Below are 15187 nucleotides of genomic sequence, written 5' to 3' on the forward strand. Positions count from 1 at the left end.
GCGCTATTCCCCGCGGAATGCCGCGGACCGTTTTTCGATAAAGGCAGCGCGCCCTTCGGCGACGTCAACCGAGTTGCGCTGAAGCAGATTGTTCAGCAGCTGCTCGATCCGCAGCCCGTCCTGGAGGCTCATGTCACGCGCGCGCATTGCCAATTCCTTCGTCGCCTGAACGGCGAGCGGTGCATTGCGGGCCATGGTGTCCGCATAGCGCCTCGCCACGGCCATCAATTCGCCCGCGGGCGCGACACGATTTATGAGGCCGCGCCGTTCCGCCGTTTCCGCATCGATGGTGTCTCCGGTCAAGAGCATTTCCATCGCGTGCGCATGGGCCAGTTGCCGCACCAGCCGTTGTGTTCCGCCGAGACCGGCAACGATGCCGCGCTTGACTTCCGCGACGCCGAATGCGGCATTCGGCGAGGCGACCCTGATATCGGTGGCGAGAAGCAACGTCATGCCCCCTCCGAGACAATGGCCGTTGACCGCCGCGATCACCGGCTTCCACAGTTCAAGGCCACGGTTCAGCAACGGCATTTCCTGCGTCTGCCAGAGGTTCCGCAGTTCTTCCCTCGCGCCGATGACATCCTTGATGTCCGCGCCCGCGCAGAACGATTTCTCGCCCGCCCCCGTCACGATGGCGCACCGGATTTTCGGGTCGTCCCGCACCTCCACCCACGCCCTGGAAAGCTCGGCGTAGTGAGCGCGGTCGAGGGCATTCAAGCGTTCCGGCCGATTGATCGTGATCGTGGCAATTCCATTCTCATCAGCGAGAAAATCTATCGACATCAGGTTTCCTCAAACAGCCTGCTCCTGCAGGTAAATGCGGTTGATCGCGTTTGCCTCAAGGATCGTGAGGCCCTCGGACGTTTTGAGACGGTGCGCGTAAACGACATGGATCGTCCCCGGTTCGAGCAGCTTCACGTCGATGATCCTAAGGAAAAGGCGGATCATGACGGGAGCCGGCACCGGATCGGAAAAGCGAACGTCGTCGAAGCCGTAGAGGAGGTTCATCCGGCTGGGAAACTCGAAACGCAGATCCTCGATGCTCGCCCGCAATCGCCCGAGAAGGGAGAGAAGCAGTGCCCCGTCAACAAGCGCTGGCCGGGATTTCGTGCATCTCCTCCCGGTGTCGTGCGGTCCGGCACGCCGGGCCGCCTCGAAGCGTCGAGCTTGTTCTTCGCTGATCTGCGACCATGCGCCTGGGCCAAGGTCCTTCGCGAGGACGGCTTGGAGGTCGGCGCAGGTCGAAATGACGCGCAAGCGCATGGTCGGCCTCCGGATCGAAGGCCGGCCCGATGGAATCGGGCCGGTCCCGTCTGTGCTCCAGGTCAGCGCACGATCTCGGGCTCGATGGCAAGCTGCGGGTCGATCCCATATTTCTCAAGGATTTTCGCAACCGTGCCGTTCCGATAGATCTCCTGCATCCCGTTCAGATAGGCGTCGAGAATCTCGTTGTTGTCATTCTTGGCGGCAAAGCCGACCTTCACGTCACGCGCCTGGGTGAAGGCGATCTCCAGCGTCTCCGGATCGTCCTTCACCCGCACGACGGCGGCGCCCGCATTGTCGAGCAGAAAGTCGATGCGCTTGTTCAATATCCCGCGCACGGCCGCATCCGTTTCGGTCGCGACCACGATATTGATCGCGGGCTTGCCCGCCGCCTCGCACGTCTTCGACTGCTCCTCCAGCGCCTTCTGCGAGAAGGTGCCGATGACCGCACTTGTCGTGAGGCCGCAGAGGTCGTCCATCGACTTGATACCGTGCTCGTTCCCTTTCGGCACCACCAGGGCGCTGCCGGCCTTCATGTAGACGACAAAATCGACGTTCTGCGCACGCTCCTCGTTGTAGAAGAGGTTTGCGTTCATGATGTCGGTCTGGCCGTTCAGCACGGTCGGAAGCAAGCTGGTGAAGACGCCCTTCACATATTCCGGTTTGAGGCCGACGCATTCCAGGGCCGCTTCGCCGATCTCGACGTCACTCCCGATGAGCTTGTCGGAGCCCTCCTCGGCATAGGCGAACGGCGCGTAAAGCGGCGATATGGCGATCTTCACGGACTTTCCAGCGAAGGTCGGGTACTTCTCGGCGGCCTTGTCGGGCTCACATGCCGCGCTCGCCGCGGCAGTCATGAAGCCAAGCCCAGCGATGGCAACCAGAAAACGCATTGCTCGTCTGCTCATTTGAATTCCCCTGATTATGACCTGAAAGGACGCACCCGGCTTGCCTTGTCCGGCCGCAATAAAAGAGTGCACCAGTACACTGTGCGACTATTTTACTTTTTCGTCAATTGCCGGATGTGTGTTTTTCTCGTGCCCGATATGGGCAGCGGAATCTGCCAGAATCCGCGAAGATCGGTTGACAAGCAAAAGCGATATTAGGTATACCGGGCAAATAGTATACTTATTTGTGCAGGAGGCACGCATGTTCATAAGGTCTGTCGGCAGCGACAACCGCTTGAATGCATTCCGCGAGGAGGTCCGCCAATTCTGCCGCGAAAAGATCCCTGCGGAAATCCGGCGAAAGCAGGAGAAGTCACAGCACCTCGAAAAAGCGGAATATGATGCCTGGCTGAAACTGCTCGGCGAAAAAGGCTGGCTTACCGGCAAGTGGCCGAAGGAGCATGGCGGCCTCGGATGGGAGCCCGAACAGTTCCTCGTGTTCGAGGAAGAGCTCGGCAAGGCGGGGGCACCGCCCCTGATCAATTTCGGCATCAATCTGGCCGGTCCCGTCATCTTCACCTTCGGAAACGACGAGCAGAAGAAGAAGTACCTCGCCGATATCGCCAAGAACAACACCTGGTGGTGTCAGGGCTATTCGGAACCGGGCGCAGGCTCCGATCTTGCAAGCCTCAAGACCCGCGCTGTCCGCGACGGGGATCACTACGTCGTCAACGGCCAGAAGACCTGGACCTCGTGGGCTCACTGGGCCGACATGATCTTCGTCCTGGTGCGGACGGATGCGACCGTCAAGAAGCAGGCCGGGATCTCGTTCCTGCTGATCGATATGAACACCCCGGGCATCACCGTCCGCCCCATCATCGGCATCACGCGGCACCACCACCTCAACGAAGTCTTCTTCGACAATGTCCGCGTGCCTGTCGAGAACCGCATCGGCGAAGAGAACCAGGGGTGGACCTATGCCAAGTTCCTCCTTGCCAACGAGCGGCTGCACAGTCTGAGCTTCGCGAAGTTCGAAGCCTATCTGGCGAAGATCCGCAAAGCGCTCGACGTCGTCAAGGATGGCGGGCGCCCCCTGTCGGAAGATCCCACCTATCGGCGGAAGCTCGCGGAACTCGACGTCAGGATGGCGACGGCAAAAGCGCTGATGGCCGATCAGCTGGCCGCCGCGCGGACGACCGGCTCTCCGCCGATGATGGGCGCCGCGGCATTGAAGCTTCGCGGGACCGAACTCCAGCAAAGCATTCTCCAGATGGGACTGGAAGTGCTCGGCCGGAACGGGCCCGTTTATCAGGACCTGGCGCTGGAACAGAACTGGGACGGGGAATTTGTCGGCCCGGACGTCTCCGCGGGCCTGATCTACGAGCACCTCTATCGCCGGGCGGCGACGATCTACAGCGGCTCGAACGAGGTGCAACGGAACATCATCGCCAAGGGCGCCTTGGGGCTTTGAGGATCGATCCATGACCAGTTTCTCCGCTGACGAACGCCAGCTTCTCGACGAAAGCCTGCAGAACTTCCTCTCGGAAAAATACGGCTTTGAACGGTGGCAGCAGCGTTCGGGTCCGTCCGGCGATCAATATGGTTCAAATGAATGGCGCCAGTTTGCGGATCTCGGATGGCTCGGCGTTGCGATACCCGAGGAATTCGGAGGCACCGGCGGAGGGCTGACGGAACTTGCCATCGTCATGGCGGCGGCCGGCCGGCACATGGTTCTCGAAGGGCTGCTCGGCACCGTCGTTCTTGGAGCCGGCGCCATCGAACTGGCCGGTACGCAAGCGCAAAAGGGCGACCTGCTTCCGAAAATCGCTGCCGGAGAGCTGCGTCTCGCCTTCTGTCATTCCGAACAGGACGCCGGATATGCGCGCGACTACGTCACCACGATCGCCCGTCCGGTCGACGGCGGCTACGCCCTGGAAGGCCGCAAGGCCTTCACGCTCGGCGCACAGGCGGCAGACTTGCTGGTCGTTTCGGCGCGCTTGGGCGCGGCCGATGGCCCTGTCGGCCTGTTCCTCGTACCGCGCGAAACGGACGGCGTTTCTCTCAACATAGCCCCTGCCCTCGATGCGCGGCTTGGCGCTGAAGTCCGCCTGTCGGCCCGGGTTCCGGGTTCCGCGCTGCTCGGCCGTGCCGATGCCGACCGGACCGCCTCGATCGACCATCTCATCGACCGGGCCGCGATCGCGGTTTGTGCCGAGGCCTGCGGGGCCATGGCCGAGGCCACCCAAAACACGATCGAATACCTGAAGGTCCGCGAGCAGTTCGGCCAGCCTCTTGCCAAATTCCAGGTTCTCCAGCACCGCCTGGTGGATATGAGCCTTGCCTGCGAGGAGGCGCGCGCGATCGTTCATGCCGCGCTTGAAGCGCTCGACGTCGGCGCAGCGTCGGCGCAGCGCACCGTTTGGCACGCAAAGGTACAGACCGCCCAGTCCGCGCGCTTCGTCGGGACCCAGAGCCTTCAGCTCCATGGCGGCATCGGCATGACGGACGAGTTGAAAGCCGGCCATCTCTACAAGCGGCTGTGCGTCTGCGAAGCGATGTTCGGCGATGCCGACTGGTACCTGAAGAAACTCGGTCAGACTTTGCCCGAACATATCCGCGCGCGGACGCAGGACGATCGGATGAAGCCGTCCGAGGTGGCATAGCCGACACGCCCGAGGACTTGGGCACGCAGGAACGACAGGAAAGGGAACGGAAATGAAGTTGCTGGACGGAAAAGTCGCGCTCGTCACCGGCGGAGGGCGCGGGATCGGTCGCGGGATCGCGCTGTCCCTGGCGGCCAATGGTGCGAAAGTCGTCATCAACGATCTGGGTGCGGGACTGGCAGGAGACGGCACCGACGCCGGACCGGCGCAAGAAACGCAAGCCGCCATCGAGGCGCTCGGCGGTAAAGCCGTCATCAACGGCAGTTCGGTCGCCGACCATGCCGCCGCCCAGGGAATGGTCGAACAGGCGGTCGACACCTTCGGTCGCCTCGATATCGTCGTCCACGCGGCGGGCGTCCTGCGCGACCGCATGATCTTCAACATGACGGAGGAGGAATGGGACGTCGTGGTCGCCGTTCACCTCAAGGGGCTGTTCAACGTTCTGCGCCCGGCAACGGCCCTGATGCGCCAGCAGAAGGGCGGCCGCATCATTTCGCTGGCGTCAGGCTCGGCCTATGGCGATGCGGGACAGCCGAACTACTCCGCCGCCAAGGCCGGCATCATCGGGCTCAGCTATTCCACGGCCAATGCGATGGCGAAATACGGCGTCACCTCGAACGTCGTCCTGCCGACCGGTACGACGCGCATGATCGACTCGAAGCCGGAATCGCGGAAGATCTTCGAGGAAACCGGAAAATGGCCGAGCGAGCACGCCAGAGGCACGCCCAAGGATCCCGACAATGTCGCGCCGCTGGTCTCCTTCCTTGCTTCCGATCGCGCCGCGAACGTCAACGGCCAGGTCTTCCATTCCTACGGTTTCGGCTACACGCTCGTCGAGCCTCCGCGCACGCTGGCGCGGCTGGAAGGCGATCATGCCTGGACGGCCGAGAGCCTGGCAGATGCCTTCGACACATACATGGAACCCGACATGAAGCCCCGTCCCGCAATGCCGTTCGGCCGCGACGTCGACAACCTGGGCGACGATGACTGGCACGCGATCGGCGAGGGACGCCGCTATTGGGTGCGCAAAGAGGAGAGCAGGTAATGCCAACCAGACAAGCCGCCGTCGTCGGCGTTGCCGAATCCGACGAGATCGGCGTTGTTCCGAACAAATCCACGCTTCAACTCCAGGGTGAAGCCGTGCTCAATGCGCTCGACGATGCCGGCCTTGCGCTCCGCGACGTGGATGGACTGTTCACGGCGGGGTTCCGCACGACCGAGGTGGCCGAATATCTGGGCATCCACCCCCGCTATTACGACGGAACGCATGTCGGCGGCTCGTCCTTCGTCGTGCATCTCGGCCATGCCGCAGCGGCGATCGCCTCGGGGAGGATCGAGGTGGCCCTGATCGTCCACGGCGAAAGCGGCAGGTCTCGTATCGGCCTGCCCGCTTCCGCCAGCAGCGCGCAGGGAATGGAAGGCCAGTTCGAAAACCCTTACGGCATGCCCGGCGCGCCGGGCGCGTATTCCATGGCCTGCGCGCGCCATATGCACCAGTACGGCACGACCGACCGCCAGCTTGCGGAAATCGCCGTTGCGGCGCGCCAATGGGCGCGACTGAACCCCAGGGCGTTCAAGCGCGATCCGCTGACGATCGAGGAGGTCCTCGCCTCCCCCTATGTCAGTTGGCCGTTCCGCAAGCTGGACTGCTGCCTCGTGACCGATGCAGCAGGCGCCGTCGTCGTCACCAGCGTCGAACGCGCAAGGGACTTGAAGAAGGCACCGGTGCGCGTGCTCGGCTGGGGCGAAGGCCACGATCACCAGATCATCAGCCAGATGCCGGACGTCACATCGGGTCCCGGCCGGATTTCGGGCCCCGACGCTTTCGCGATGGCTGGCGTCAAGCACGCGGACATCGATGTTGCCGAGGTCTACGATTCCTTCACCTACACGGTTCTGACATCGCTGGAAGATCTCGGCTTCTGCAGGAAGGGCGAAGGCGGCGATTTCGTCTCGGGCGGCCGGATCGCGCCCGGTGGCGATTTCCCGCTGAATACGAGCGGCGGCGGCCTCTCCTATACCCATCCCGGGATGTTCGGCATCTTCACCATCATCGAATGCGTCCGCCAGCTTCGTGGAGATTTCCGCGGACAGGGCCTGCGCCAGGTCGCCGACGCGAAGATCGGCCTGGTCCATGGCACGGGCGGCAAGCTTTCAGCAACGGGGACCGCCATTCTGGCGGCAGATTGAACCATGACCGAATACACGAAGCCGCTTCCGAAAGCCGACCCCGTCACGGCGCCCTTCTGGGAAAGCCTCAAGCGGGAGAAAATCGAGGTTCAGCGTTGCGACGATTGCGAAGCCCACATTTTCTATCCCCGCGCGCTCTGCCCCCATTGCAGTTCGCGCCGGCTGAAATGGACCCCGGTCTCCGGACGCGGCCGGATCTACACGTTCACGATCGTCCACAAGGCGCCGGGGCCGGCCTTCAAGGCCGATGCGCCCTACGTCGTCGCGCTCGTCGAACTCGACGAAGGCTGCCGCATGATGACGAACATCGTCGACGTCCTTGCGGATCCCGATCATGTCAGGATCGGCATGCCCGTCGAGATCGTCTACCACCATGTCACGGACGACGTGACGCTGCCGAAGTTCCGTCCGGTCGTGCGTGCCGAGGCTTAGGCCCGGCACACGCCAAAAAAGCGCACCTCCTCAACCCAGGAGAAAACCAATGAGCACCCCGGCTCTCCGCCAGTCGAGCGACGACGGTCGAACCAACGGCCATTCCGCCGGCCTCTCCCTGAACGGCTTTTTCTCACCGCGCAGCATCGCGGTCGTCGGCGCGTCCGAAACGTCCTATTGGGGCCGGAATATCTTCCGCAACCTCAAAGCGCAGGGCTTCGAGGGCCGCATCGTGCCGGTCAATCCCAAGCGCCGGACGATCTTCGGCATTCCCTGCCTCGCCAGCCTCCGCGATCTCAAGGAGCCGGTGGACCTCGTCTATATCGCGACTCCGACCGATTTCGTGGGGTCTGTCCTGGACGATGCTTCCAGCGTCGGGATCCGCAACGCGGTGATCATCGCCGCAGGCTTCGGCGAATCCGGCGCGCATGATCGCCAGCGCGAGCTGCAGGACAAGGCCGCCGCGCACGGCATCACGATCCTTGGACCGAACTGCCCGGGCTTCGTGAACATCGCGGAGGGTGTTTCCGCCTATGGCCAGGAAATCCCGGCCGGGATGAAAAGCGGCAACGTTTCCATCGTCCTTCAGAGCGGCGCGCTTGCCACCGTCATCATGAGGCTCGCCCGGACCCATGGCATCGGCGTTTCCAAGCTCATCTGCATGGGCAACGAAGCCATCGTCGATACGGCGGATGTGATCGAGCATTTGATCGCCGATGGCGAGACCCGGGTGATCGCGATCTTCGCCGAGCAATTCCGCAACGGGCGCCGCTTCCTCGATCTCGCGCGCCAGGCTCTCGTCGCAGGCAAGGCGATCGTCGTGCTCAAGGCCGGGCGCACGCCGGAAGGTCAGAAAGCCGCGCTTGCCCATACCGGCGCGGTCGCCGGCGACGAAGCCGTGGTCGATGCGGCCCTTCGCCAGGTGGGCGTTGCGCGCGTGCGCAGCCTGGAGGAATTGCTGATCACCGCCGGCCTCTTCGCGAGCGGCGTACACATCAAGGGCGCACGCATGGGCGCCGTCACCGCGTCGGGCGGCGCCTGCGACATCATTGCCGACCGCGCATCCGACGAGGGTCTGGAGCTTCCCGGCTTCAGCCCCGAGACAAGGAAGGCGCTCGCGGACTATCTCCCCTCATTCGCCACGGTGCAGAATCCCCTGGACACGGCTGCCGTCGATACCCTGCGTGAAACGGGCACGGCCGCCGTTCCGATGGATGTCGTTGCGGAAATCGTCAGCCGTGACCCGAACATCGACTTCGTCCTCTATCTCGGTTTCAACGTGGTTCCGCAGACCCGTCCCGACGATGCCGCGGCGGAAAAGGAAGCGGCCCGAATGGCCTATGTTCGGGACATGCTGGACAAATCCCCTGTCGCGATCGTTCCGGTCAGCCTGAGTTGCATGGAAGTGGGTCCGTTTGCGCGGGAGCTCTACGATGCAAACCGCATCTTCATGCTCGGCGGCATCGAGTTCGGCATGACGGCCCTCGGGCATTGCGTCCGGTGGCAAAAGGCCCGCAGCGCGGCCCTCGCCGCAGGCAAAGCCGAAACCCCGGCGCCGGCGATCACGCGTCACGATTCCCGCAAAGGCCCCTGGTCGGAATATGCCGGCCGCAAGCTTCTCGAAGCGAGCGGCGTGCCGCTTGTTCCGGCGGAACTGGTGAACGACGCGCAGGAAGCCGTCAGCACCGCGGAAAAGCTCGGATATCCGGTCGTCCTGAAAATCTGCGCCGCCGAGATCGCGCACAAGTCCGACATCGGTGGCGTAGCCCTCGATCTCCAGACGGCCGAGGCGGTGCGCGAAGCCTACGAGCGCGTCGCCGCGGCGGGGCGTCGTGTCGCGGGCGCCAATGTCGAGGGTGTCCTTGTGAGCCCGATGCGCCCTCGTGGGGTGGAACTTTTCGCCGGCGTCACGATCGATCCATCCTTCGGCCCCACGCTCGCGGTCGGACTTGGGGGGATCTGGATCGAAACCCTGAAGGACGTGAGCCTGCGCGTCCTTCCTGTGACGCAGGACGATATCCAGACGATGCTCCGCTCTCTGCGCGCAAGCCCGCTGTTGAACGGCGCTCGGGGCGGCCCGAAAGTGGATATCGCAAAGGCCGCGGCGGCAATCCACCGGATCACGCAGGCGAGCCTGTCGCTCGGCGATCAGGTGCAGGCGTTCGAAATCAACCCCCTATGGTGTCTTGAGGACAAGGTCGAGGCACTCGACGTCCTCATCGTCACCGAGGGATGATCGGACCATCCAGCGGAATGGGCGCCTCGACCGGCGAAAGCACGATCGAGGCGCCCTGATTTTTCCGCCAGGCGGCACCGGGAACGAACGCCGGCCATGCCGGATCGGAAGTCTCCCCTCGCACGGCAAGCGGAAGACCGCCTAGAGCATTTCCGGTGAACTCCGGTTCACCGGAAATGCTCTAGGTTCTTGTTTTTACCGCATTATCCGACGCCGAAGCGATCCCGCTCCGGCTGGAAATGCTCTAGTTTGACCATCCCTCGCCCAGCCGGATGCAGAGTTCGCCGTCGGGGAGCGGGCGTCCGGACAGAAACAGCTCGATATTCGCCAGGCCGCGTTCATAGATCTTCACGAAATTCTCCAGTGTCGCGCCCGCCAGATGGGGCGTCACCACAACATCGTCGCGCGTAAACAGCGGCGATTCGTGCAGAGGTTCGACGTCGAACGTATCGAGACCCGCCGCGAAGATCCCCTTGCGATCGAGTGCGAGTGCCAATGCCGCTTCGTCTATCAAGCCCCCTCGGGCGCAATTGACGATCGTGGCGCCCGGCTTCAGCATCCTGATGCGTCTTTCATCGAGCATGTTCCGGGTCTGCGCCGTGAGCGGGACATGCAGGCTGACCACGTCGCAGCAGGTGAGCAGCTCCTCGTATTCGCAAAAGCGGATCGCCAGTCTTGCCTCGGTATCCTCGTCCGGCCGTCTGATATCGTAATAGACGACATCGACGTCAAAACCGGCAAGACGGCGCGCAACCTCGCGCCCTATCGCGCCGAGACCGACGATCCCGACCGTCTTGCCGGCTAATTGCCGCTGAGTCGCCCGACCTTCCGCCCGCAACCACTGTCCGGCCCGTGTCCGACGATCGAAATAGGGTAACCGGCGGAGTGCCGCCAGCATCAACAGGACGGTATGCTCGGCGACCTGCCCCGCATTCCCGGCCTGAAGACGCGCGAGCCCTACATTGTGCCGCTGGCACGCCTGGGGGTCCACATTGTCGACACCCGCACCGAGCTTCTGGACAAACTTCAGATTCGGCGCTGCCTCCAGGAGCGCAGCATCGATCCCCGTTCCGATTATCATCGCCACGTCAGCACCTGCGGCAGCCACCTGCCGGTCGCGTCCATCGTTGGAAGGGGTGCACGATACCTGCCAGCCGAAGGGAAGAAGCCTGCCGATCTCTTCCCGAATCCTCGGATCCACGGCATCCAGAAACGCCAAATGCACCATGACGGTTTCACCTCCCTCAGCACGATTATATGATACCAGTACACCCAATAATGCAGTTTCGCAATGGAACCTCCTCAGTCGGCTGCCATCGATGGAGACCGGGTTCCTGCCGCCTCGAATGTTTGTTCCGTTCACTGGACTTACCCTTCATGGCAGGATATATAGTATACTAGTTTTATGAATGTGAGGTCAAAATGATTGATCTACGCGTCGCCCCCGTAAAGCGCGGACAACCGTTCGACATTTCCGTGAACGGAATGCCGGTTCGCGCATATCCCGGCGAGACGGTGGCCGGTGTCCTCCTCGCCGCGGGCATGAACGTTTTCAGGAAAACCCGCGAAACGGGCCGCGAACGCGGCCAGTTCTGCGGGATGGGCGTCTGCTACGACTGTCTTGTCGACGTGGACGGCCAGCGGTCCCAGCGAGCGTGCATGACGGCTGTTGCGCCGGGCATGAAGATCGAGGTTCCCGCCTTGTCGAAGGATCGTGCGGAATGACGACGCAGCAACGCCCTCCAGCCAGCACGGACGTCCTGGTCATCGGTGCCGGTCCGGCCGGCCTTTCGGCTGCCGCGCTCCTCAGCGATGCGGGTGTGAACGTCGTCGTTCTCGACGAGAATGCGCGTCCCGGCGGCCAGTACTACCGTCAGAGCAGGCTGGCCGGCTCCCTGCCCGAAACGATCGTCGGCCCCTCGCAGGAGGCGGGTCGCGACCTGATTGGCAAGGTCAAGGCCGATCACGCAACCATCTCCACCGACACCCTCGTTTGGGGCGTCGAGGACAGCAAGACCATCCTTTACACGCAGGGCGGACATTCGGGGCGCATATCGGCGGGAGCGATCATTCTGGCCACCGGCGCCCATGAACGGGTTATCCCGTTTCCCGGATGGACTCTGCCCGGTGTCATGACGGCCGGGGCCGCCCAGACCCTCTTGAAAGCCCAGGGGATTCTTCCCGGAAAACAGGTCGTGATTGCCGGCACAGGCCCCTTTCTGTATCCCGTGTCGACCCAGCTGGCGGCTGCAGGCGCCGAACTGGCGGCAATCTGCGAACTGTCGCGGGATCGCTTCTGGCCGCTCCGTGTCAAGCAGCCCTACAGGCATTTTCATATCTATCGGGAAGCGCTCGGGTACCTGGCCAGGATGCGGCGACTGGGCCTTCACGTCTCCATGGGAACCAGCGTCGTGGAAGCTGTTGGCGATGTCGCTCTGCGTGCGGTCGTGGTCGCCGAATTCGACGCTGCGCACAGCGAAATTCCCGGAACGCGCCGAACGATACCCGCCGATACGTTGCTGACCAGTTTCAGCTTCGTGCCGAATGTTCAGATAGCCCGGCTTCTGGGATGCGAGCTGCGCTGGGATCCGGTTCAGCAGGCGCACTTCGTCAAAGCCGACGGTCAGCTCCAAACCTCGCGTGACGGCGTTTATCTTGCCGGTGAAATCGCCGGAATTGGCGGGCACCGCGTGGCGAAGGCCGAGGGCATCCTTGCCGCCGCAAGCGTTCTCGAGCACCTGGGCCACAGGCTTGCTCCAGGAGCGGTCCAAAAGCGGGAGGCAGCGTCGCGAACCAGGTCGGCCGGCCGGCAGTTCGCTCACCACATGCTGAAGTCCTTCGCGCTGAAGCCGAAGATCTTCGATCTCACGAAGCCGGACACGATCGTCTGCCGATGCGAGTCCGTCCCTCGCGGGGAAATCGACTACCATGCCGAGATGTGGGACGGGGCCCAGCGAGCGGTGAAGCAATGCACGCGTGCCGGTATGGGAAGATGCCAGGGGCGGATGTGCGGCTTTGCCGTCGCGCAACTCGTCCGCCGGCATTGCGCTGCCGCCGACAGCATCCCGGCGCCCGACACGGCACGAATGCCCGTCAAACCCTTGGCCCTGCGTGAAGTCGCGCCATGGAACGATCCGACGCAAGGAGCGCCGCGGCCGACAGATCAAACGCCCTGAGGGCGTATGATAGACATGCAAAGACGGATTGGGTATGAGTAGAATAGTAACCCCGATAGACAGATATCGAGAAACAGCGCGAGGCCTTAGTCTGGTGGATACTCAGCAAGACACATCGCAGGCGGCGACCAGGAAGATGTTTGATTCAGCCAATCCCGGAAAAGCATCTCAGGTGATCGTCTCTCAGATTCGAGAGGCGGTCGATGCCGGCAAGCTGCGCGTCGGCGACCGCCTGCCGCAGGAGAAGGATCTGATCGAGCAGTTCGGCTTCAGCCGCGCGGTCATCCGCGAGGCCTTGCGAACGCTGGAAGCGGAAGGCCTCATCCGCCTCGTCTCCGGACGAAACGGCGGCGCGGAGATCTGCGAGCCTGATCCGCTGAAGTTCGTGCCGGCGATCACAACGCTCATGCGGCTGCAGAACACCTCGATCGATCAGGTCCACGAGACGCTCGAACACATCGAGCCGATCATAGCCGAGTTGGCGACACAGCGGCACACGAAGGAAGACATCGACGCCCTCCAGGAGTCGATCGATATCATGCTCGCCAACACCACGGACCGCGTGCTTTGCCAAACCCAGGCAAACCGCTTCCATGTGTTGTTGGCGCGCGCCACCAAGAACCAGATGCTGATCTTCCTCAGCACGATGATCCGGCAGGTGATCGTCCGCCTGGACTATCAGGGCGTGGGCGAACGGCCGCTGAAAGTCGCGGAAGAACACCAGCGTATCGTCGATGCGATCAAGAAGGGCGATGCCGAAGCGGCTCGTGAGGCAACGCTCGATCACGCGCATCAGTGCGAGTTCGCGGTTCGGTCCTCGCAAACCGGCTACAAACTCAGAAACGACGCCACAAGCGAGCAGATGACGAGAAACCTGCTTCGATAGGTCGAAGCAGGTCACGAGGCGTTCCGGCCTTCTCAGTCCAGGAACTTGCGGTTGATGGCCTCGACGATGAGCGCCGGGCGCTCCTTGCCCTCGACCTCGACGGTCTCCTTGAACTGCATTTCGAAAACCCCCGGCTTGACCAGTTTTGCATCGGCCAGGGTCTGCCGCAGGCGGATCCTCGATCCCACGGGGACGGGCGAGACGAAACGCACCTTGTTGTAGCCGTAGAGCACGCCCATCTTCGCGTTCAGCTCGATCCGCATTCCGCGCAGGTCTTCGCGCAGGGTCGAGACCAGCGACAATGTGAGGGCGCCATGGGCGATCGTACCGCCGAACGCACTCTCCTTCGCGGCCCGTGCGGGGTCGCAATGGATCCATTGAAAATCTCCGACGACAGCCGCGAAGGCGTCGACGCGTGACTGCTCGATCAGCAGCCATTCGCTTACGCCGATTTCCCTGCCGATCGCGGCGAGAACCGCATCGATTGTCGACAAGATCCGTGTATCCATCGCGCCCTCCTCGTCCATACCGCCTGTCATACCGCCGTCAGCCACGCGTGATCCGGGTTCGTGCGACCGAACGCGAGATCGAAATACGTGGCCTGCAGTGCCCTGGTCAGCTCGCCGGGCGTGCCGGCGCCGATAGCGTCGCCGTCGACATCGATGATCGGCGTGATCTCGGCCCCGGTCCCGCAGAAAAACGCCTCGCTCGCATCGAAGAATTCACTGCGATCGACGTCCCGTTCCTGCACCTCGATACCTTTCTCGCGAAGCAGGCGAATGACGGTGTCACGGGTAATGCTCTCGAGGATGTCGCTCGTTGCCGAGGGCGTCACCGCAACACCGTTGCGAACGAGGAAGAGGCACATTGCCTGACCTTCCGACAGCTTGCCACGGCTGTTGAGGAAAATCGCCGCATCGTAGCCGTCCTTGGCGGCCTGCAGGCCGGCATAACGGGAATTGTTATAATTGCCGTTCGCCTTGGCGCGCGCCGGCATGACGTTATCCGAGATGCGCTGCCAGGACGAGATTTGAGCGCGCACGCCACGTTCCACCTTCTTGGGCGTATCGCGCGCGATTGCCGTTATGAACGTGCCGATCGGGGTCTGCGCATTGCTCTCGCCGGCGCCGGCGACATAGACCGTCGGGCGAATGTGGACCGCCGCACGGAACGCATTCCTGCGAATGAGATCGACAGTCGCCTCCATCATGGTTTCAGCCGGGACGATCCGGCCGAAGCGCATGATCCGCTGGCTGAGCTCCAGGCGTCGCATATGCTCTTCGAGCCGGAAGAGATACATCTTTTCCGTGTCGGCATTCCAATATCCACGAATGCCCTCGAACACGGCGGCGCCGTATTTGACCGCCGGAGTGAAAACGTGGATCCTGGCGTCGTTCCACGCGACGAATTCTCCGTCGAGATAGACCAGAAGATTTGAGTAGTCGGACATGGCG

General features: G+C 62.8%; 15 protein-coding genes. 9 read left to right on the forward strand and 6 right to left on the reverse strand.

The annotated features are described in order from the left end of the window. Window positions 1-3 precede the first annotated feature (3 nt). From AABQ55_RS23545 to AABQ55_RS23555, 3 genes are all read right to left on the reverse strand, one after another. Window positions 4-783, reverse strand: a complete 780-nt coding sequence (locus AABQ55_RS23545) for an enoyl-CoA hydratase/isomerase family protein (protein ID WP_244766399.1) — start codon at window positions 781-783, stop codon at window positions 4-6. Between the two features lie 9 nt (window positions 784-792). Continuing rightward, window positions 793-1263, reverse strand: a complete 471-nt coding sequence (locus AABQ55_RS23550) for a hypothetical protein (RefSeq protein ID WP_272807757.1) — start codon at window positions 1261-1263, stop codon at window positions 793-795. Window positions 1264-1325: 62 nt separating this feature from the next. After that, window positions 1326-2156, reverse strand: a complete 831-nt coding sequence (locus AABQ55_RS23555; protein ID WP_272807756.1) for a transporter substrate-binding domain-containing protein — start codon at window positions 2154-2156, stop codon at window positions 1326-1328. Window positions 2157-2346: 190 nt separating this feature from the next. On the opposite strand from AABQ55_RS23555, the gene AABQ55_RS23560 reads away from it, so the two are divergent. Genes AABQ55_RS23560 through AABQ55_RS23585 form a run of 6 tightly spaced genes read left to right on the forward strand, consistent with a single transcriptional unit; the run spans window position 2347 to window position 9671 of the window. Beyond that, complete coding sequence (locus tag AABQ55_RS23560; protein ID WP_272807755.1) at window positions 2347-3621, forward strand: acyl-CoA dehydrogenase family protein; 1275 nt, start codon at window positions 2347-2349, stop codon at window positions 3619-3621. Window positions 3622-3631: 10 nt separating this feature from the next. Beyond that, window positions 3632-4813, forward strand: a complete 1182-nt coding sequence (locus AABQ55_RS23565) for an acyl-CoA dehydrogenase family protein (protein WP_272807754.1) — start codon at window positions 3632-3634, stop codon at window positions 4811-4813. A gap of 52 nt (window positions 4814-4865) precedes the next feature. Continuing rightward, on the forward strand, window positions 4866-5858 hold the full coding sequence (locus AABQ55_RS23570; protein ID WP_272807753.1) for an SDR family oxidoreductase: 993 nt from the start codon (window positions 4866-4868) through the stop codon (window positions 5856-5858). Then, window positions 5858-7003 (forward strand): acetyl-CoA acetyltransferase, encoded by a 1146-nt coding sequence (locus tag AABQ55_RS23575; RefSeq protein ID WP_272807752.1) that lies wholly within the window; start codon window positions 5858-5860, stop codon window positions 7001-7003. The genes AABQ55_RS23570 and AABQ55_RS23575 overlap by 1 nt, the downstream gene beginning before the upstream one ends. A 3-nt stretch (window positions 7004-7006) precedes the next feature. Next, window positions 7007-7435 carry a Zn-ribbon domain-containing OB-fold protein gene (locus tag AABQ55_RS23580; protein ID WP_272807751.1) on the forward strand — a complete coding sequence of 143 codons (429 nt, stop codon included), beginning with the start codon at window positions 7007-7009 and terminating at the stop codon, window positions 7433-7435. Between the two features lie 49 nt (window positions 7436-7484). Beyond that, window positions 7485-9671, forward strand: coding sequence for an acetate--CoA ligase family protein (locus tag AABQ55_RS23585; RefSeq protein WP_272807750.1), 2187 nt, complete (start codon window positions 7485-7487; stop codon window positions 9669-9671). 244 nt (window positions 9672-9915) lie between these two features. On the opposite strand, the gene AABQ55_RS23590 is transcribed toward AABQ55_RS23585, so the two are convergent. After that, on the reverse strand, window positions 9916-10899 hold the full coding sequence (locus tag AABQ55_RS23590) for an NAD(P)-dependent oxidoreductase (RefSeq protein WP_272807749.1): 984 nt from the start codon (window positions 10897-10899) through the stop codon (window positions 9916-9918). 257 nt (window positions 10900-11156) lie between these two features. On the opposite strand from AABQ55_RS23590, the gene AABQ55_RS23595 reads away from it, so the two are divergent. The 3 genes from AABQ55_RS23595 to AABQ55_RS23605 all read left to right on the forward strand — a co-directional run bounded on the left by AABQ55_RS23595 (window position 11157) and on the right by AABQ55_RS23605 (window position 13733). After that, window positions 11157-11396: a (2Fe-2S)-binding protein gene (locus AABQ55_RS23595; RefSeq protein WP_338341918.1), complete on the forward strand. Its 240-nt coding sequence runs from the start codon at window positions 11157-11159 to the stop codon at window positions 11394-11396. Beyond that, window positions 11393-12847 carry an NAD(P)/FAD-dependent oxidoreductase gene (locus AABQ55_RS23600; protein WP_272807747.1) on the forward strand — a complete coding sequence of 485 codons (1455 nt, stop codon included), beginning with the start codon at window positions 11393-11395 and terminating at the stop codon, window positions 12845-12847. Before AABQ55_RS23595 ends, AABQ55_RS23600 begins: the two co-directional genes overlap by 4 nt. A 136-nt stretch (window positions 12848-12983) precedes the next feature. Next, window positions 12984-13733 (forward strand): FadR/GntR family transcriptional regulator, encoded by a 750-nt coding sequence (locus AABQ55_RS23605; RefSeq protein ID WP_272807746.1) that lies wholly within the window; start codon window positions 12984-12986, stop codon window positions 13731-13733. A 32-nt stretch (window positions 13734-13765) separates the two neighbouring features. On the opposite strand, the gene AABQ55_RS23610 is transcribed toward AABQ55_RS23605, so the two are convergent. Both AABQ55_RS23610 and AABQ55_RS23615 read right to left on the reverse strand, forming a co-directional pair. Further along, window positions 13766-14287: a MaoC family dehydratase gene (locus tag AABQ55_RS23610; protein ID WP_272807745.1), complete on the reverse strand. Its 522-nt coding sequence runs from the start codon at window positions 14285-14287 to the stop codon at window positions 13766-13768. Next, window positions 14269-15183: a branched-chain amino acid transaminase gene (locus AABQ55_RS23615; protein ID WP_272807744.1), complete on the reverse strand. Its 915-nt coding sequence runs from the start codon at window positions 15181-15183 to the stop codon at window positions 14269-14271. Before AABQ55_RS23615 ends, AABQ55_RS23610 begins: the two co-directional genes overlap by 19 nt. Between the last annotated feature and the right edge of the window lie 4 nt (window positions 15184-15187).

The organism is Shinella sp. WSD5-1 (assembly GCF_963942435.1).
Lineage (GTDB): Bacteria > Pseudomonadota > Alphaproteobacteria > Rhizobiales > Rhizobiaceae > Shinella > Shinella yambaruensis.

What these genes read in the sequence shown, in the direction of transcription:
- AABQ55_RS23545 (WP_244766399.1), bottom strand. Translation starts at nt 783, where the DNA reads ATGTCGATAGATTTTCTCGCTGATGAGAATGGAATTGCCACGATCACG.
- AABQ55_RS23550 (WP_272807757.1), bottom strand. Translation starts at nt 1,263, where the DNA reads ATGCGCTTGCGCGTCATTTCGACCTGCGCCGACCTCCAAGCCGTCCTC.
- AABQ55_RS23555 (WP_272807756.1), bottom strand. Translation starts at nt 2,156, where the DNA reads ATGCGTTTTCTGGTTGCCATCGCTGGGCTTGGCTTCATGACTGCCGCG.
- AABQ55_RS23565 (WP_272807754.1), top strand. Translation starts at nt 3,632, where the DNA reads ATGACCAGTTTCTCCGCTGACGAACGCCAGCTTCTCGACGAAAGCCTG.
- AABQ55_RS23570 (WP_272807753.1), top strand. Translation starts at nt 4,866, where the DNA reads ATGAAGTTGCTGGACGGAAAAGTCGCGCTCGTCACCGGCGGAGGGCGC.
- AABQ55_RS23575 (WP_272807752.1), top strand. Translation starts at nt 5,858, where the DNA reads ATGCCAACCAGACAAGCCGCCGTCGTCGGCGTTGCCGAATCCGACGAG.
- AABQ55_RS23580 (WP_272807751.1), top strand. Translation starts at nt 7,007, where the DNA reads ATGACCGAATACACGAAGCCGCTTCCGAAAGCCGACCCCGTCACGGCG.
- AABQ55_RS23585 (WP_272807750.1), top strand. Translation starts at nt 7,485, where the DNA reads ATGAGCACCCCGGCTCTCCGCCAGTCGAGCGACGACGGTCGAACCAAC.
- AABQ55_RS23590 (WP_272807749.1), bottom strand. Translation starts at nt 10,899, where the DNA reads ATGGTGCATTTGGCGTTTCTGGATGCCGTGGATCCGAGGATTCGGGAA.
- AABQ55_RS23595 (WP_338341918.1), top strand. Translation starts at nt 11,157, where the DNA reads ATGCCGGTTCGCGCATATCCCGGCGAGACGGTGGCCGGTGTCCTCCTC.
- AABQ55_RS23600 (WP_272807747.1), top strand. Translation starts at nt 11,393, where the DNA reads ATGACGACGCAGCAACGCCCTCCAGCCAGCACGGACGTCCTGGTCATC.
- AABQ55_RS23605 (WP_272807746.1), top strand. Translation starts at nt 12,984, where the DNA reads ATGTTTGATTCAGCCAATCCCGGAAAAGCATCTCAGGTGATCGTCTCT.
- AABQ55_RS23615 (WP_272807744.1), bottom strand. Translation starts at nt 15,183, where the DNA reads ATGTCCGACTACTCAAATCTTCTGGTCTATCTCGACGGAGAATTCGTC.